Source organism: Geobacter sulfurreducens PCA (genome assembly GCF_000007985.2).
Classification (GTDB): domain Bacteria; phylum Desulfobacterota; class Desulfuromonadia; order Geobacterales; family Geobacteraceae; genus Geobacter; species Geobacter sulfurreducens.
This window is the reverse complement of sequence record NC_002939.5, coordinates 981,650-998,877: the sequence shown is the minus strand read 5'-3', so window position 1 is coordinate 998,877 and position 17,228 is coordinate 981,650. Positions and strand designations below refer to the sequence as shown.

Below are 17,228 nucleotides of genomic sequence, written 5' to 3'. Positions count from 1 at the left end.
CAGTTGTCTCCTTTCTTACTTCCCGTTCTCCAGCTTGATCTCCTGAACCGTGCCGAAGGTGGAGAGGGGTTTGTCGAATGTCTTGTCTTCACCAACCACGAGAATGATCAGTCGATCAGGGTGCAGGTAGGTCCGCGCCGCGCGGAGGACATCCTCCTTGGTGACCCGGGCGATATTGGCCCGGTAGTTTTCCAGATAGCCGTCGGGATAGCCGTAGAATTCGAGCCGGGCCCGCTGGTTGGCTATGAAGTCGGGACGGGCGAAACCGAAGATGAAGGAGTTGATGATCGCCTCCTTGGCCAGGTTCAGCTCCTGGTCGGTCACCGGTTCCTTGCGCATGCCGTCGATGATGTCCCGCATGAGGCCGATGGCCTTGGCAGTGGATCCGCTCTTGGTCTCGGTCTCGGCCTCGAAGGTGCCCACGAAGCGGCGCCCCACGTCGAAGGACGCACCCACGTTGTAGGCCAGCCCCTGGTTGGAGCGGATCTCGGTGGTGAGGCGCGAGGTGAAGCCGCCCCCCAGGATGTAGTCCATGACCCTGATGGCGTAGAGATCCGGGTTGTTCTTGTCGATCCCCAGGTGCCCCATGCGGATGGCCGACTGGTTCACCTCCTTGCGCGCCAGGAGCACGGCGGGCTTCATCTCCCGGGACGGTTCGGCCACGGGCGGGAAATCGACCTTCTCTTCCTTCCAGCCTGCAAAGGCCTTTTCCAGGAGCTTCACCAGTTCCTTGGGGTCAAAGTCGCCGGCAGCGGCGATGACAACATTACCGGGGCGGAAATAGCGGTCGTGAAACGCCGCCAGATCGTCGCGGGTGATGGACTGGACCGTGGCCACCGTAGGGAAGCGCCCCAGGGGGTGGCCGGGATAGAGGGCCTTCTGGAGTTCACGGTCGGCGATTCCCTTGGAATCGTCATTCTGGCGGCGGATGGCCTCGATGGTCCGGTTCTTTGCCAGGGTAACCCGGTCTTCCCGGAAGGCCGGGTTCATCATCACCCGGGCGAACAGTTCCAGGGTCCGGGGAAGGTTGCGGGACAGGGACGCCAGGGAGACATTCCCCGCATCGCTGCCGATACCCCCCTCCACCGAGGAGGCCATGAACTCAAGCTCCGCGTCCAGGGCCTCGGGGGCCATATCCCTGGTGCCGCCGCTCCGCATGACCGCACCGGTGAGCCCGGCAAGGCCCGCCTTGTCGGCCGGCTCATAGATGCTCCCCACGTTCACGTAGGCCGTGAGGCTCACCACGGGCAGCTCCCGGTCCGGGAGCATGTGGACGACCATGCCGTTTTTCAGCACCGCCCGCTCGGTCCGGGGGACCTCGAAGGCCGGCTGCGGGAAGGTCATGGTGCGGGGGTCGGCCTTTGCTGTTTTGGGCGCCTCGGCGCCCAGGGCGGCAAGGGGTACGAGTACCAGAAATGCTAAGAACAGGGCGAAACGTTGCGTAATGGTCATTCGTGCGTCCTCGTTCGCGATAAGGTTGGCTGTGCCGCTACTTTACGTCTTCTTTCTTCGTGATGACCCCCACGGTCCGGTTCTCGCGGACGAAATACTTCCGGGCCACCCGGATCACGTCGTCGGGGGTCACCTTGGCCACCTCTTTGCGGTGCTCGATCAAGTACCGCCATGAGCCGGTGACCGCTTCATACTCGGTCAGGTTGCGGGCGAGCCCGCCGTTGGAGATCATCTGCCGGCTTTCCTCGTATTCCAGGCGATTGAGGATCTGCGCCAGCTCCCGCTCGGTCATGGGCTCCTTCTTGAGCCGCTCCAGCTCCTCGTAGATGGCATCCTCCACCTCCTTCGCCGTGTGGGGCGCGCGGGGGGTGGCGGCCAGCACGAAGAGGTTGGGATAGCGGCTTCCCGGGGCAGAAAAGGTTGAGACCTCGGCGGCCAGCTGCTTCTCCACCACCAGCTTCTTGTAGAGGCGCGAGGTGCGGCCGTCGGCCAGGATCATGTCGATCACGTCGAAGACGTAGTCGTCGGGATTGGGCAGGGTGGGCTTGTGGAAGCCGACAAGCAGTTCCGGCTCCGCGTCGGCCAGGATCTCCACCCGACGCTCGCCCTGCTGGGCGGGCTCCACCACGGCCACCGGTCCCACCAGGGTCCCGGGCGGGATATCGCCGAAGTACTTCTCAACCAGGGCGATGGTCTTGTCCGGGTCGATGTCCCCCACCAGGGCAACGATGGCGTTGTTGGGCTTGTAGTAGCGGCGGAAGAACTCCTCGGCCTTGGTCCTGGTCAGGTTCTCCAGATCGGACATCCAGCCGATGATCGGCTGACCGTAGGGGTGGGCATTGTAGGTGACGGCCACGAAAGTCTCCCAGAGCTTGGACCCCGGCTCCGTGTCGTAGGAGCGGCGCCGCTCCTCCATGACCACGTCGCGCTCGGTGTAGAACTCGCGCAGCACCGCGTTCTGCATCCGGTCCCCCTCGATGGCGGCCCAGAGCTCCAGCTTGTTGGAAGGCATGTTGATGAGGTAGGTGGTGCCGTCCTTGCCGGTCATGGCGTTGTAGCCGGCCCCGCCGTTGCGGGCGTAGATCTCGGCGAACTCCTCCTTGATCACGTACTTCCCGGCATCGGCCTCCAGGGCATTGAGCTTCTTGCCGAGTTCATCCACCCGGCCGGCGTCGGCCCGGGCGCCCTTGGCCTTCTCGGCGATCAGGGCCTGGGCCGTTTCCTCGATCTTGTCCAGGAGCGGCTTTTCGGCGGCATAATCCTTCGTGCCGAGGGTCTTGGTCCCCTTGAACAGCATGTGTTCCAGCAGGTGGGCGATTCCCCGCTCGTCGCTGCGCTCGTCCACGCTCCCCACCCGGAACCGGATCCACGCCGCCACCGTGGGGGAAGTATGGCGCTCAACCATGAGGAGCTTCATCCCGTTTTTCAGGGTATGCTCCCGCACCCGCTCCTCAAGGCCCGCGCCGAGGGCCGGGAGGATGACAACCAACGCCAGCAGTATTTGCACTGCGATGCACATAGCCGATCTTTTCATGTCCTACCTCAGTTGAAAGTGATTGCCGGGTCGTTCCGGCCGTCAGAACAGCGAAAACTTCACGTACCGCTTGGGGTTTTCCTTGATGTCCCTGACGAGCAGGTCCAGGTCGTCCACCATCCGGTTGAGCTTGTCGTAGAGCTCCTTGTCCGACAGGAGCTTGCCGGCGGTCCCCTCGCCCCGCTGGAGGCGCGTGGTGATCTCTTCCAGGGAGGAAAGGGAGCGGTCGGCCCGGTCGATGAGGCTCATCCCCTTGTCGTAGAAGCCCCGGTCGGCCAGGAGGAGCCCCAGGGTTCCCTCCTTGGCCACCAGCTTGCGGTTCAGCTCCCGCACCTCGTCCGCGGCACCGCCGGCCTTGTCGGCCACCGCCACCAGCTTGTCGTAGAGCTCACGGTCGCGAATGAGCTTGCTCAGGGTCCCTTCCGACGACTGGATCTCCGCCAGGGTGTCGTCGGCGCGGGACAGGATCTTCATGAGCCGGTCATAGGGCTCACGGCTCCGGTTGAGCATGCCGAGGGTACCCTCGCCCCGGTTCACTGATCCGGCGATGGTGTTCAGTTCCACCGTGAGCCGCACCAGGTTGTCGTAGAGCTTGGGATCGCTGGCGAAACGTCCCAGGGTCCCCTCGCCCCGCTCGGTCTTGGCCACCACGGCGTTGACCCGCTCAAAGGCCTCGCCCGCCTTCTGGACCACGTCGTCGAGCTTGGGGAGGCTGGTGCCCTGGAGCCGCGTCACGGGTGTGGCGATGATCTGGCGGGTGGGGGTGATGTCAACGTACTTTTCCCCCAGGAGTCCGCGGGTCTTGACGGTGATGACCGAGTCGCGGCCGATCTTCTTCAGGGCCTCCTCGTCCACCTCAAGCACCGCCTCCACCTCATTGCTCTGCTCGGGGCGCTCGAAACGGATGTCGGTGACGATGCCCACATCGACCCCGGCCAGCCAGACCGGAGCACCCACCTTGAGTCCGGCCACGTCGGTCATGATCACCGACAGCCTCCCCTTGGGCACGAAGAACTTGGTCTTGTCCCCCATGATCAGGACCCCGCCGGCAAAAAAGGCCAGGGCCGCCAGGACGAAAAGCCCGCCCCGCACCTGGGACCACGATATGGTGTCGCTTCGTTTCATGAACTGTCCTCTGTTCTAGTCGCTGTTCCTGAAGAGCGACGCCTCCGACGGCGTCAGGAACTCGCGGATATCGGGTACGGCGCACCGGCGCATCTCCTCCTCGGTCCCCTCGAAGAGGAGCCGCGCTTCGTGGAGGAACGAAAATCGCTCGGACACGGCGAAAGCGGTTTCCAGGTCATGGGTGACCATCAGGGTGGTTTTTCCCTCCCCCTGCAGGCGGAGCATCAGGTGCTGGATGTTGTAGACCCCCACCGGGTCGAGGCCGGTGGTGGGCTCGTCGAAAAAGATGTAGCGCGGCTCGGCGGCCAGGGCCCGGGCGATGGCCACCCGCTTTTTCATGCCGCCGGAGAGCTCTGCCGGATAGAGGTCGATGGAGTGCTCGAGCCCCACGAAGGAGAGCTTCTCAAGCACGATCCGCTCAATCTCCCCCTCGCCGAGGCGCCCCTCCTCCAGCAGCCGGTAGCCCACGTTTTCTCCCACCGTGAGAGAATCGAAGAGCGCCCCCCCCTGAAAGACGATGGCGATCTGCTTCCGGAGCCGGATCAGCTCGCTCTCGCTCAGGCTCCCGATGGGGATGCCGTCGATGGAGATGGTCCCGGCCTGGGGGCGGATCAGTCCCAGCATGAGCCGCAGGATGGTGGTCTTGCCGGCCCCGCTCCGTCCCAGGATGGTGCGGTTCACGCCCGGCGCGAGAAACAGGTCGAACTCCGTGAGGATCGTCCGCCCGCCCACGGAGTAGGAAACCTTGTCCATCCTGATGCCCTGTTCGCCGCCGCTCACGTCGTCGCCCTCACCGGAACACAATAAATATCTTGGTCATGAAAAAATCGGCCACCAACACCATGACCGATGAGAGAACCACTGCCCGCTTGGCCGACGTCCCCACCCCCTCGGCGCCGCCGCTGGTGGAAAGCCCCACGTAACAGCCGATGAGCGCGATGAGCGTACCGAAGACAAAGGGTTTCATCACCCCCTCGATGAGGTCCTGGAACACCATGAACTGGGGCAGTGACTTCCAGTACATGAGGAGGTTGATGTCATACCCCGCCGCAATGATGTACCCGCCCAGCAGGGCCACCGCGTCGGTGACCAGGGCGAGCATGGGCATGGCCAGCATCAGTGCCTTGAGGCGGGAGGTGACCAGCCGGCTGACGATGTCGGTCCCCTCCACCCGCATGGCGTCCACCTGCTCGGTCACCACCATGGTGCCCAGCTCGGCGGTGATGGACGAGCCGACCCGGCCCGCGACCATGAGGGACGAGAGGACCGGCCCCAGCTCCTTTACCATGGTTACCGCCACCATCCCCCCCACGTAGCTGGTGGCGGCGAAGGGCTTGAGCTGGATCAGGGCCTGGAGCGCCATGACCATGCCGGTGAACAGTCCCGTGAGGCAGATGATGAAGAGGGAGCCGACGCCCATCTTGTCGAACTGGATGACGAATTCCCGGTAGTAGCCGGGGCGGCGGAAGATGCGCACCACGGCCCTGAGCGACAGGACGCAGAACGCCTGGAATTCGGCGAGGAAGCTTTTGACGGTGTGTTCAATGGAGGTCAATGGCATCGGTTGTCACTGGAGCGCGGCAGCCACCGCCTCATGCACGTCATCCACAAAGATGAAGGTAAGCTCGTTCTTCACGTCGTCGGGGATATCCTCAAGGTTCTCCCGGTTGCGCGAGGGCGCCACCACGGTCTTGACCCCGGCCCGCCGGGCCGCCAGGACCTTCTCCTTAAGGCCGCCGATGGCCAGCGCCCGGCCGGTGAGGCTGATCTCGCCGGTCATGGCCACGTCGCGCCGGGCCGGCCGTCCCGACAGCAGCGACACGATGGCGGTCACCATGGTGAGCCCGGCGGACGGGCCGTCCTTGGGAATAGCCCCGGCCGGCACGTGGATGTGGAGATCGCTGTCCTCGAAGGCCCCCTCGTCGATCCCCCAGTCCGCGCAGGTGGCGCGCACGTAGGAAAGGGCGGTCCGGGCCGACTCCTTCATCACGTCCCCCAGGCTGCCGGTCAGGATCAGATCCCGCTTCCCCTTCATGCGGGTCGCCTCCACGAAGAGAATGTCCCCGCCGGTCTCGGTCCAGGCGAGCCCCGTCACCACGCCGACCCGATCCTGTTCCGCCGCCACCTCGTTGAAGAAGGTGCGGGGCCCCAGAAACTCCTCCACCACCTCGGGGGTGATGGTCTCCCGCAGGGGCTTGCCCTGGGTGATCTCCTTGGCCACCTTGCGGCAGACCGATGCGATGCTCCGCTGCAGGTTGCGCACCCCGGCCTCCCGGGTGTAGTCGCCGATGATCTTGTAAATAGCGGCAGACGCAAAGGCGGGAGGGGTGGCGGAGAGGCCGTTTTCCTCAACCTCCTTGGGGATGAGGTAGCGGACCGCGATCTTTTCCTTCTCCTCGTCGGTGTAGCCCGAGAGCCGGATCACCTCCATCCGGTCCTTGAGGGCCGCCGGCACCGGGTCCAACAGGTTGGCCGTGGTGATGAACATGACGTTGGAGAGATCGAAGGGCACGTCCAGATAGTGGTCGGTGAAGGTGCTGTTCTGTTCCGGGTCGAGCACCTCCAGGAGCGCGCTGGCCGGGTCGCCTCGGAAATCGAGGCCGATCTTGTCCACCTCGTCGAGCATGAAAACCGGGTTGTTGCTGCCGCAGCGGAAGATCTCCTGAATGATCCGGCCCGGAAGCGCGCCGATGTAGGTGCGGCGGTGGCCGCGGATTTCCGCCTCGTCCCGCATCCCCCCCAGGGACATCCGGATGAACTTCCGCCCCAGGGCCCGGGCGATGGACTTGCCGAGGCTCGTCTTTCCCACCCCCGGCGGGCCCACGAAGCAGAGGATCGGCCCCTTCATCCTCTCGCGCAGGGTCCGGACGGCCAGGTATTCGAGAATCCGTTCCTTGACCTTCTTCAGGTCGTAGTGGTCTTCGTCCAGCACCGCCTCGGCCTGGTTGATGTCATGGTTGTCCGCCGTCGACCTGCCCCAGGGCATGCCGGCCAGGTAGTCCAGATAGGTGCGGGCCACCGTGTATTCGGGGGACGAAGGATTGATCCGGTCCAGCCGCTTGAGTTCCTTGTCGGCGATCTTGCGGACCTCGTCGGGCATGCCGGCGTTCTGGATCCGGCTCCGCAGCTCGGTCATCTCGGTGCCGCGCGGGTCCTCCTCGCCAAGCTCCTCCTGGATCTGCTTCATCTGCTCCCGCAGCAGGTACTCCTTCTGGCTCTTCCCCACCCGGCGGGTCACTTCGGCCTGCACTTCGCCCTTCACCTGGAGCCGTTGCACCTCGGCAGTCAGGTGCATGTACACCTTCTTGAGCCGCTCAAGGGGGTCCACGGTCTCCAGGAGCCGCTGCTGCTCGTCCAGGGGGAGGTTCACGTAGAGGGCCACCAGGTCCGCCAGCCGGGCCGGGTTGTCGATCAGGTCGATCATCTTCATGACGTCGTCCGGCAGGGGGCGACCATACGAAAGAGCGATCTTGAGGAGTGCGTTGAGACTCTGGACCAGAGCTTCGGAAACCACTGACTTCTCGAAGAACTCGTGGACCACCTCACAGCGGACCTGGATGTGGGGAAGCGTATCCGCCACGTCCAGGATCCGTACCCGCACGACCCCCTCCAGGACCACCTTGCCGCCCCCCTCGGGAAGCCGGTAGATCTGGTTCACCTTGCAGAGGGTGCCGATCTCGCAGAGCTGTGGCGTCTGGCCGGGCACCGCCTCTTCCCGGGTCCGGGCGAGCACCACCATCTGCTCGTGGCCGAGCATGTCCTCGAACGCGGTCAGTTCGTCGTCCTTGAGGAACAGCGGGAAGATCATATAGGGAAAGGCGACGATCTCCCGGAGGGGAAAGAGCGGAAGAACGGCGGGGACTGATATCGACACGGACTCGGACATGGGAACTGACCCTCTGGTCGAGCGGCTCACGGTGGCGGCAGAGTACAGAAAGAGTAGCCTCTGAAGCCGCGCCTGTCAATGAATGGCGCGTGAATGCAACAAGGTCGCGGGGATAGGAACACCCACTCCTCAGCCTGCGGCGACGCTCTCCCATTCTTCGTACAGGGAGGCAATGCGAGCGGTGAGTCCGGCATGTTCTTCGCCCCCCCGCCGGGCCTGCTCGTGGTCATCGAAAAAGGCCGGATCAGCCATGCGCGCCTCCAGGTCGGCCAGGAGCCCTTCTTCGGCGGCAATGGCGGATTCCAGCTCTTCGAGGCGCTTCAGGCGGCGCTTTTCGTCCCGCTGGCGGGCCTTTTCCTCCTCCCGCTGGCGCTGCCGCTCCTCCTTGGATTCCGCGGTCGGCGACCCGGCCGATGCGTCAGGCACCTGGGACCGGCCAGCGGCGGCCTGTGGGGCCGGGCAATCGTCCGCTGCTTTTTTCCGCAGGTAATACTCGTAGTCGCCGTGATAGCTGGTAAGCCGACCTCCCTCCACCTCCACGACCCGGGTGGCCAGGCCGTCGATGAAGTGCCGGTCGTGGGAGACGAAGACCACGGTGCCGGCAAAGGTCTTGAGGGCGTCCAGCAGCACCTCCTTGCTGAAGAGGTCCAGGTGGTTGGTTGGCTCGTCCATCAGCAGCAAGTTCGAGGGCCGCAACAGCATCTTGGCCAGTGCCAGCCGGTTCCGCTCGCCGCCCGAGAGGACCTCTACCCGCTTGTGGATGTCGTCGCCGGTGAAGAGGAAGGCGCCGAGGATGTCCCGCAGCTGGGGCACCATGTCGAAGGGTGCGTCGGCCAGCAGTTCCTCGTGGGCCGTTTTCGCGCCGTCCAGCACCTGGGCCTGGTCCTGGGCGAAGTAGTCGGCAACCACGTTGTGGCCGGCGATCCGCTCCCCTCCCTGGAACGGCTTGCCGGCCAGCACCCCCATGAGGGTCGACTTGCCGGCGCCGTTGTGCCCCACCAGGGCGATCCGCTCTCCCTTCTCCACCGTCAGATCGATCCCGTCCAGGACCACGTGACTGCCGTAGGCTTTGGTCACCCCCTTCAGCTCCAGCACGATCCTGCCGCTCTTGGGGGGATCGGGGAAGCGGAAGCGGATCTTCTTGCGCTCAGGCGGCAACACGATCCGCTCGATCTTTTCCAGCTGTTTGACCCGCGATTGGACCAGGGCCGCCTTGTCAGCCTTGTAGCGGAAGCGGTTGATGAAGTCCTCGATCTTGGCGACTTCCTCGTCCTGGCGCCGCTTCGCCTCGAGCAGGGCCGCCACCCGCTCCTCCCGGGCCGTCAGGTAGCGGCTGTACGAGCAATGATAGTCGGTAAGGGTGCCGTTCCAGACCTCCGTGATCCGGTGGCAGACCTGGTCCATGAAGAAGCGGTCGTGGGAGACGAGGATGACCGAATGGGGATACTCCTGGAGATACCCCTCAAGCCAGTTGCGGGCCTCGATGTCCAGGTGGTTGGTCGGCTCGTCCAGCAGCAGCACGTTGGGCTTTTTCAGCAGGAGCTTGGCCAGGGCGATCCGCATCTGCCAGCCGCCGGAAAACTCGCCGCAGTCGCGCTGCCGGTCGCCGGTGGTGAAGCCGAGCCCGTCCAGGACCCGGCAGGCCTCCGCCTCCATGGAGTATCCGCCCCGCAGCCGGAACTCCTCCTGGAGCCGGCCGTAGCGTTCGAGACACTCGCCGTGCTCCGGCGCATCGTGAGAGATATTCTCCAGCCGCGACGTCAGTTCGTGCAGCTCCCGTTCCAGGGACTGAAGGTCTTCCAGAGCGGTCATGGCCTCCGCCAGGAGCCCTCGGCCGCGGGTCACGATCCCGTCCTGGGGAAGGTAGCCCACCGTGGCGCCCCGGGCGAAGATGAGCTCGCCCGATGTCTGTTCCACGAGCCCGGCAACGATGCGCATCAGGGTCGACTTCCCGGCCCCGTTCTCGCCCACGAGGCCGACCCGTTCCCCCTTTTTCAGATGCCAGTCGATCTCCGCGAACAGGGAGGTGCCGGCGAAATCCTTTGACAGTTTTCTCAGATGGAGCATGAAGGTATCCCGAACCGCGTTCCGTTAGCGCTACAGGGCTATACTAGGGGGTGCCCCGCGATTTTGTCAATTGCTCCGGCAGGCGGGCGCACCAGGGGCCAGTTTTTTCTTATTACACAAGGGAAAACTCTGCTATACTTTTGAGGTTTTATCGACCTTCAGCGCCTATGGGGCGTTCGAATACCCATCGGGTCGCGCGGCCTGTGCCGCGGGCGACCATACATTTCCGCGGCGCGGGGCATTCCGCAGACCGCACAAAGGACTGAAATCAATGGCAAAAAAGATGCTCATCAACGTGATGCATCCGGAGGAATCACGCGTCGCCATCGTTGAAGACGGCAAGCTGGTTGATCTGGACATCGAAATCGAGGGGAGCGAACAAACCCGAGGCAACGTCTACAAGGGGGTGGTGGTCCGGGTGGAACCGGGACTGCAGGCCGCCTTCGTCGACATCGGACTGAAACGGCTCGGCTTCCTCCAGATGGGGGAAATCCATCCCTCGTTCTGGCAATGGCGCAGCGATATCCCCGAAGAGAGCCGCAGCCGCCGTCCCCGCATCCAGGAAGTCATCCGCCGGGGGCAGGAGCTCATTGTCCAGGTGGAAAAGGGCGAACGGGACATGAAGGGCGCGGCTCTGACCACCTACATGTCGTTTCCGGGCCGCTACATGGTGCTCATGCCCGGCAGCGACTCGGCGGGCATTTCCCGCAAGGTGGAGAGCGAGTCCGACCGGAAGAAGCTCAAGGAAAAGGTGGCCGAGCTGGAAATCCCCGAAGGCTACGGCTACATCGTCCGGACCGAGGCCCTGGGCAAGACCAAGACGGAACTGGCCAAGGATCTCCAGTACCTGGTGAAGCTCCACCAGGGCATCGTGGACAAGGCAGCCGCGGCCAAGGGCCCCACTCTTCTCCACCGGGAACTGGACGTGGTCATCCGCACCATCCGCGACTACTTCACCGCCGAGATCGACGAAGTGCTGGTGGACAGCAAGGACGTCTACAAGCAGGCCCGCGAATTCTTCAAGCAGACCATGCCCAAGTTCGAGAAGCTGGTGAAGCTCCACACGGAAAAGCGCCCCATCTTCTCCCGCTACCAGATCGAAGAACAGATCGACCTCATCTACGAAAAGAAAGTTCCCCTCAAATCGGGCGGCTACCTCATCATTGAGCCAACCGAGGCCCTGGTATCCATCGACGTCAACTCAGGCAAGACCACCGGCGAGAAGGGGGTCGAGGACACCGCCTACAAGACCAATCTGGAAGCGGCCGAAGAGGCTGCCCGTCAGCTGCGGATGCGCGACCTGGGCGGGCTCATCGTGCTCGACTTCATCGACATGCGGGACAAGAAGCACATCACCGCCGTGGAAAAGACCCTGAAGGCGGCCCTCAAGGGTGACAAGGCCCGGGTCACGGTGGGGCGCATTTCCCAGTTCGGCATGCTGGAGATGTCGCGCCAGCGGATTCGCCAGACCCTCGAACAGGGAAGCACCCTCGAATGCCCGCACTGCAGCGGGCGGGGCAAGGTGAAGAGCGTCGAGAACATGGCACTCTCCTTCCTGCGCAAGGTCCACGCCGCAGCGGCCAAGGGGACCGTGGCCGAGGTGCACGGCGGGCTTCCCCTGGAGGTCGCCTACTACCTGCTGAACCGCAAGAAGAGGGAACTGGCCCAGATCGAGAACGAGTACGACATCGTCGTGACCGTGAAGGGCAAGACCTCGTTCCTGATGAACCAGCTGGAACTGGAGCTGGTCAGGCGCGAAAAGCCGGCCCACGTGGAAACACATGAAGAGCACGCGGAGAAGGTGGCAGAGGCGCTCGCCGAAGGGCTGCCCGAAGCAGCCGAAGGGACCGACGTCCCGGCCGAGGCATCGACAGCCGAGACCGAGGGCAAGAAAAAGAAACGGCGCCGCAGCCGCCGGAAGGGCAAGGCCGAAGCCGAAGAGATGGTAGAGTCCGTAGCGGCTGCTGAAATCGAAGAACCCGAGGAGCTCGAAGCCGGCGGCGGAGAAGAACCGGAGGCCGCGGCTGGCGAAGAAACGGCGGAAGGGGAGGCTCCGGGCGAAGAAGCCAGGAAGAAGCGGCGGCGCAAGCGGCGGCGCGGCAAGAAGGCAAAAGCGGACGAAACCGCGGCCGAAGAAGCTTCAGCCCCGGAGATCGCCGAAGAGCCGGCAGAAGAGGAGACCACCGAAGCGCCGATCCCTGCCGAAGAAGCAGGAGAAGCTTCGGAAGAGGTGAAGAAGAAGCGGCGGCGGCGCAAGCGCCGGACCCCAAAACGTGCCGGCGAGGCGACCGAGGCGCCGGCAACGGAAGTGGAGCCGGCTGAGCCCCGTGCCGCGGAGCCCGAACCGGAGCTCGCCCCGGCCGAAGCGTCCCCAGAAAGCGCCGAGCCCGCTCCCAAAAAGACGCGCGCGCCCCGCAGCCGCAAAAAAGCGGCCGAAAAGCCCGAGAAGACCGAGCCCGCCGTGGCTCTCCCCGAGGAACAGCAGGCGCCTGCCGCAGCTGAAGCGACCCCGGTCACGCCGGCCGAAGCAAAACCGGCAAAAAAACGGGCCACGCGCAAAAAGACCACCTCCGAACCGGCACCCGCCCCGGTACAGCCCCCTGTCCCGGAGCCTGCCGCTGACGAGCCGCCCAAGAAAAAACGGGCTCCGCGCAAAAAGAAAGAAGCCCCGACAGAAGGAACACCGGAGGCAGGATAGCAACTGAACACTCCGAAGCCGGCCTGTCCGGCCGCAGATCCCCACCTGGCAGGGCTTCACTCCGAAGCCCTGCCATTTCACATCCTACTGTATAGCTTTTCCAGGCACCCCCTCACTTCCTGCAACTAATTGCCAACAATCAACATGTTAGCCCAAACCATCCGTTACAAGGTCATTCTTCCCTCTTTGTCCGGTGTATAGGCAAACCATACAAATGGCTCTCTCCGCCTGATACAGGCTGTACATCTCACAATAAATTTATCCATCAATTACAGCATGATACAAACACACTCGTTCACAATGCGCCTTATGGTACGGCTACTGCAGAATGAATAACGTCGCACCCCGATTACAACACGGAAACAATGAGGCTTTGTCATGATGTTGTTGAGTGGAGCCCTATCATTCCCCATCCTTGACGATGCAGGGACGCCCGTCATCATCGCCCTGTTCTGCATGGATGACTTTCTGCTGGCCTTTTTCGCATTCATCGGCATAGCCGCGGTACTCATCCAGTTCATGCCGGTGGCCCTGCTTCTGGTGAGCATGGTACGAAGCCTCTTCCGCTGTAGCTGCGTCAGCGTCATATCGCTCACAACTCTCCATGACGTCTGAACACCCGGGGTCCGCACCCCGGAAGGAGGCACCCATGAAAGCGCGGATCGGCACACTCACATTCGTTTTGGGCGGAGTCTCGCCGGCGTTCGCATCCGTTGGCGAGGCAGAGGGTTTTCAGGGGGTATTTACCACCGTCTTCATCTGTTACTGTGCCATCGTGGTCGTAGCCCAGACCATCGCGGCCATCCGGAGCCTCATCGGTTCCGGCAGCACCAAAGGGGCCGTACCGCCTGCCGAGAGTCAGAAGACCTGAACACGGCTGCGGCGCTCCCCCTTGAACACCCACTGCCTCACTCTGCCATGCGGGGTCGTCGGCCGCCCCGGGCTCCCCGCGAAGCCCGGAATGGCCGTACGACCCCTTTTTTTGCCGGTTCCTCCGCTGACCGTATGACAACATCCCCGCCTATGCTACAGTTATCAGTATGATCACCATCGAGGCTTATCGGGGACAACCGGTCGTCGAACAAGGGGTGGAAATCGTCGAGCGCAAAGGGCGCGGACATCCCGACACCATCTGTGACTCCGTGGTGGATGCCGTTTCCGTGGCCCTTAGCCGGGCATACCTGCGCGAATTCGGCAGGATTCTCCATCACAACATCGACAAGAGCCTCCTGGCCGCCGGGACCGTGGAAAAGGGGTTCGGCGGCGGCCGGGTGGTTACCCCCATGGAGTTCATCATCGGCGACCGGGCCACCTTCACGGTGGGAGGCACGACCGTGCCGGTGGCGGAGATCGCCGTTACCGCGGCCCGGGAGTGGATTCGCGCCAATCTCCGCTTCGTAGACCCGGAGGAGCACATTCGCTACCGGATCATGCTGGCGCCAGGCTCAGCCGAACTCACCGACATCTTTGCCCGTCCGGGCACCGTCATGGCCGCCAACGACACCTCGGCCTCAGTCGGCTACTGGCCCCTCTCACCGACAGAACAGGCAGTACTCGGCCTGGAGCGGCATCTCAACGGCCCCGCTTTCAAGGACCGCCACCCCGACTCAGGCGAGGACATCAAGGTCATGGGGCTGCGGCAGGGGAACGATCTCGCCGTGACCCTGGCCATGCCCCTCATTGCCCGGTTCGTGAAATCCGAGGCCGACTATTTCGCCCGGAAAGAGTCCCTGGCACGGGAAATCGCATCGTTCCTCGGGGAACAGGGCGGATTCCGCCGTACCGAGCTCCATTTCAACACGCTCGACATGCCGGGTCGGGGACTCGGGGGGGTCTACCTGAGCCTGCTCGGCACTTCGGCCGAAGACGCCGATTCGGGCCAGGTGGGGCGCGGCAACCGCGTGAACGGCGTCATCGCCCTTGGACGGCCGCTGGGGACCGAGGCGGCGGCCGGCAAAAATCCCGTGAGTCACGTGGGAAAGATCTATACCATCCTCGCCCACCGCCTGGCGCGCGAGATCTGCGAGGAGATCGAAGGGATCAGGGAGGCCCACGTCCTGCTCCTGAGCCGCATCGGCACCCCCATCGACCGGCCAGCCATGGCGGCGGTACAGCTTGCCCCCGAGCGGGGACGGCGGGTGGCAGATGTGGCCCGGAAAGCCGAGGACATCGTCGGGAGGGGGCTGGCGACCATTGGCGACTTCTGCCTGGAGCTTGCCGAGGGCCGTCATCCGGTCTGCTGACGAAAGGAACTCCTGCGTGATCAAATGGCTTTTTCTGACCGTGGGCGTCATCGCAACCGGCCTCGGCGTTATCGGCATCTTCCTTCCGCTGGTGCCGACAACGCCCTTTCTTCTGCTGGCCGCGGCCTGCTTCGCGCGCAGCTCGGACCGATTCCACCGCTGGCTCGTGGAGCACGCCCACCTGGGCCCCATGGTCCGGGGCTACCTGGAGGGTACGGGTATCCCCCGCCGCGCCAAGACGGTTGCGATTGTCATGGTCTGGCTGACCGTGCCCCCCTCGGCCTTCCTGCTGGTGCCGATGCCGTGGGTACGGGCGCTTCTCCTCGTCATCGCCACAGGTGTGACGATCTATCTCGTTCGGCTCCCCACGGCGCCGGCCGACAACCACTAGGCCCCTCAACTGTCTCCAATCGGCGACGGAACACCCACAACCAGGCTATCCACGGCCTCTTTTCACACATTAGGCAACCATTCCAGAAAAATATCGGTCGTTTCCAGACTTTTTGGCTAAACTATCCGCCTTCCCCGCCGATACATTGTATACGGCCATGCGTTATTATTTAGTTACGGGGGAGCGACAATGGTGTCACTGTGGAACTTCTATCTCAACTTTTCAGTAAAGGCCCGTCTTGCCACGCTCTGCGTCTGCTACAGCGCCTGCATCGCCGCGACGGCACTGGCCGCCCAAGCCGATTCGGCCCTTATCAAGTACGGATCCGTGATCCTCTTTATCGTCCTGGGGGGTATCTTCGGCTGGATCAACATCTGGTCCATCAACCGGCCGATCCAGAGGGCAATCGGTTATCTGCAAACCATGGCGCGTGGTGACCTGAGCCAGGAAATCACGGTGTTCCGGAAGAATGAGTTCAGCAAGATGCTCCTGACCATGCGGGAGCTCCAGGGCTCCATGCGCGACATCATCTCCGGCATCCAGACTACGGCGGCCGATCTGTCCGCCGCCTCCGACCTGCTCCGCACCACCTCCTCGCAGATTGCCGAAGGGACCGACCACGCCTCCCAAGAATCGGCATCCATCACCACGGCGGTGGATGAAATGGCCTCGGTGAGCCTCGCCATCTCGCACAACTGTCAGAAGATGGCAGAGGAGGCGTCGGGCACCGGCCACGCCACCGAAAGTGGAACGGAAACCATCTCCCGGATGACCACTATCATGGAGGCGGTCGAGCAGATGGTGTCCGGCACCATGGCGGCGGTCAACGCGCTGGGCGCCAACTCCGAACGGATCGGCGACATCATCACCGCCATCAGGGACATTGCCGATCAGACCAACCTGCTGGCGCTCAACGCCGCCATCGAGGCGGCCCGTGCCGGCGAGCAGGGACGCGGCTTCGCCGTGGTGGCCGACGAGGTGCGCAACCTCGCCGAGCGGACGACCTCGTCCACCAGGGAAATCCAGTCCATCATCGGCGCTCTGCAGGGCGACGTCAAAAACGTGATGGGCCTCATGGAGCAGAGCTCCGACAGTGTCCGCAACGGCACCCGGGACATGCATCTCTCCCGCCAGGCCATCGGGGCCATCAAGGAGCACATTGCCCCCCTCATTGACCACGTCTCCCAAGTGGCCATCGCGGCGGAAGAGCAGTCGGCCACCACTGCCAGCATCACGGAGAACATCCACCGCATCGCGCTGGTGATTCGCGACGCAGCCCAGGGAGCCCAGCAGACGGAAACCGCGGCGGCCGATCTGGCGCAGTCGGCGACGGAACTCCAGCAGATGGTCAACCGCTTCAAGCTCTCGGCCTGACGAACGTCTATCCCGACCCCGGAGACACCTCCTGCACACAAAAAAGGCCGCCCCGTTCAGGGCGGCCTTTTTCATGGTATCAATCCCACTCCCCTTAACCGATGGGGTTGCCGTGGGTTTCCACATCATAGATGGTGAGCAGCGTTTCGGGCGTCAGGAAGCAGACTTCCGTCCGCTCTCCTCCACTCCCGCCGTGAACCCATTCCACGGTATCGCCGGACTCGCCGTGCCTGATGGTCAGGCGTTCGCCCGTGATCCGCTTCACCTCCTCAACCATGTCATTCATGGTGAGCAGTTCTACTCCCCCGATCTCCTCGTCACTGGAGAGTCTTTCCAGGAATCTGTCGACGAGGTCGTAGTCGAGGAAGTCATTTTCCTTCCGCCACCACCGCACGAAGCGGTGTTCGCCGGAAGCACCCTCGGTAACCAGCCTTCTGATGTCCGTCCCTCTCATGGCA

General features: G+C 63.6%; 14 protein-coding genes. 6 read left to right on the top strand and 8 right to left on the bottom strand.

What is annotated here, in order from left to right; genetic code table 11:
* Positions 1-15 precede the first annotated feature (15 nt).
* The 7 genes from GS_RS04670 to GS_RS04640 form a co-directional block, all read right to left on the bottom strand.
* Positions 16-1,452 carry a M16 family metallopeptidase gene (locus GS_RS04670; protein ID WP_010941596.1) on the bottom strand — a complete coding sequence of 479 codons (1,437 nt, stop codon included), beginning with the start codon at positions 1,450-1,452 and terminating at the stop codon, positions 16-18.
* Between the two features lie 37 nt (positions 1,453-1,489).
* Positions 1,490-2,986: a M16 family metallopeptidase gene (locus GS_RS04665; RefSeq protein WP_010941595.1), complete on the bottom strand. Its 1,497-nt coding sequence runs from the start codon at positions 2,984-2,986 to the stop codon at positions 1,490-1,492.
* Between the two features lie 42 nt (positions 2,987-3,028).
* Positions 3,029-4,111 carry an MlaD family protein gene (locus tag GS_RS04660; RefSeq protein ID WP_010941594.1) on the bottom strand — a complete coding sequence of 361 codons (1,083 nt, stop codon included), beginning with the start codon at positions 4,109-4,111 and terminating at the stop codon, positions 3,029-3,031.
* Between the two features lie 15 nt (positions 4,112-4,126).
* The gene (locus GS_RS04655) at positions 4,127-4,891 is read right to left on the bottom strand and encodes an ABC transporter ATP-binding protein (protein WP_010941593.1); all 765 of its coding nucleotides are present in this window, start codon (positions 4,889-4,891) and stop codon (positions 4,127-4,129) included.
* A 10-nt stretch (positions 4,892-4,901) separates the two neighbouring features.
* On the bottom strand, positions 4,902-5,672 hold the full coding sequence (locus GS_RS04650; RefSeq protein ID WP_010941592.1) for an MlaE family ABC transporter permease: 771 nt from the start codon (positions 5,670-5,672) through the stop codon (positions 4,902-4,904).
* A gap of 6 nt (positions 5,673-5,678) precedes the next feature.
* On the bottom strand, positions 5,679-7,997 hold the full coding sequence (gene lon / locus GS_RS04645) for an endopeptidase La (protein ID WP_010941591.1): 2,319 nt from the start codon (positions 7,995-7,997) through the stop codon (positions 5,679-5,681).
* 129 nt (positions 7,998-8,126) lie between these two features.
* On the bottom strand, positions 8,127-10,064 hold the full coding sequence (locus GS_RS04640) for an ABC-F family ATP-binding cassette domain-containing protein (RefSeq protein ID WP_010941590.1): 1,938 nt from the start codon (positions 10,062-10,064) through the stop codon (positions 8,127-8,129).
* A 271-nt stretch (positions 10,065-10,335) separates the two neighbouring features.
* Between GS_RS04640 and GS_RS04635 the strand changes: the two genes are divergently transcribed.
* The 6 genes from GS_RS04635 (at position 10,336) to GS_RS04610 (ending at position 16,770) form a co-directional block, all read left to right on the top strand.
* Entirely contained in the window at positions 10,336-12,762 is a 2,427-nt protein-coding gene (locus tag GS_RS04635) for an Rne/Rng family ribonuclease (protein WP_010941589.1), read from the top strand.
* Between the two features lie 378 nt (positions 12,763-13,140).
* Positions 13,141-13,377, top strand: coding sequence for a hypothetical protein (locus GS_RS04630; RefSeq protein ID WP_010941588.1), 237 nt, complete (start codon positions 13,141-13,143; stop codon positions 13,375-13,377).
* A 34-nt stretch (positions 13,378-13,411) separates the two neighbouring features.
* On the top strand, positions 13,412-13,633 hold the full coding sequence (locus GS_RS04625) for a hypothetical protein (protein ID WP_010941587.1): 222 nt from the start codon (positions 13,412-13,414) through the stop codon (positions 13,631-13,633).
* Positions 13,634-13,802: 169 nt separating this feature from the next.
* Positions 13,803-15,005 (top strand): methionine adenosyltransferase, encoded by a 1,203-nt coding sequence (locus tag GS_RS04620; protein ID WP_010941586.1) that lies wholly within the window; start codon positions 13,803-13,805, stop codon positions 15,003-15,005.
* Entirely contained in the window at positions 14,977-15,396 is a 420-nt protein-coding gene (locus GS_RS04615) for a YbaN family protein (protein WP_010941585.1), read from the top strand. Before GS_RS04620 ends, GS_RS04615 begins: the two co-directional genes overlap by 29 nt.
* Before the next feature lie 189 nt (positions 15,397-15,585).
* Positions 15,586-16,770 (top strand): methyl-accepting chemotaxis protein, encoded by a 1,185-nt coding sequence (locus GS_RS04610; protein ID WP_010941584.1) that lies wholly within the window; start codon positions 15,586-15,588, stop codon positions 16,768-16,770.
* Positions 16,771-16,864: 94 nt separating this feature from the next.
* On the opposite strand, the gene GS_RS04605 is transcribed toward GS_RS04610, so the two are convergent.
* Positions 16,865-17,224 (bottom strand): hypothetical protein, encoded by a 360-nt coding sequence (locus tag GS_RS04605; RefSeq protein ID WP_010941583.1) that lies wholly within the window; start codon positions 17,222-17,224, stop codon positions 16,865-16,867.
* Positions 17,225-17,228 lie beyond the last annotated feature (4 nt).

What these genes read in the sequence shown, in the direction of transcription:
- GS_RS04670 (WP_010941596.1), bottom strand. Translation starts at nt 1,452, where the DNA reads ATGACCATTACGCAACGTTTCGCCCTGTTCTTAGCATTTCTGGTACTC.
- GS_RS04665 (WP_010941595.1), bottom strand. Translation starts at nt 2,986, where the DNA reads ATGAAAAGATCGGCTATGTGCATCGCAGTGCAAATACTGCTGGCGTTG.
- GS_RS04660 (WP_010941594.1), bottom strand. Translation starts at nt 4,111, where the DNA reads ATGAAACGAAGCGACACCATATCGTGGTCCCAGGTGCGGGGCGGGCTT.
- GS_RS04650 (WP_010941592.1), bottom strand. Translation starts at nt 5,672, where the DNA reads ATGCCATTGACCTCCATTGAACACACCGTCAAAAGCTTCCTCGCCGAA.
- lon (WP_010941591.1), bottom strand. Translation starts at nt 7,997, where the DNA reads ATGTCCGAGTCCGTGTCGATATCAGTCCCCGCCGTTCTTCCGCTCTTT.
- GS_RS04640 (WP_010941590.1), bottom strand. Translation starts at nt 10,064, where the DNA reads ATGCTCCATCTGAGAAAACTGTCAAAGGATTTCGCCGGCACCTCCCTG.
- GS_RS04635 (WP_010941589.1), top strand. Translation starts at nt 10,336, where the DNA reads ATGGCAAAAAAGATGCTCATCAACGTGATGCATCCGGAGGAATCACGC.
- GS_RS04630 (WP_010941588.1), top strand. Translation starts at nt 13,141, where the DNA reads ATGATGTTGTTGAGTGGAGCCCTATCATTCCCCATCCTTGACGATGCA.
- GS_RS04625 (WP_010941587.1), top strand. Translation starts at nt 13,412, where the DNA reads ATGAAAGCGCGGATCGGCACACTCACATTCGTTTTGGGCGGAGTCTCG.
- GS_RS04620 (WP_010941586.1), top strand. Translation starts at nt 13,803, where the DNA reads ATGATCACCATCGAGGCTTATCGGGGACAACCGGTCGTCGAACAAGGG.
- GS_RS04610 (WP_010941584.1), top strand. Translation starts at nt 15,586, where the DNA reads ATGGTGTCACTGTGGAACTTCTATCTCAACTTTTCAGTAAAGGCCCGT.
- GS_RS04605 (WP_010941583.1), bottom strand. Translation starts at nt 17,224, where the DNA reads ATGAGAGGGACGGACATCAGAAGGCTGGTTACCGAGGGTGCTTCCGGC.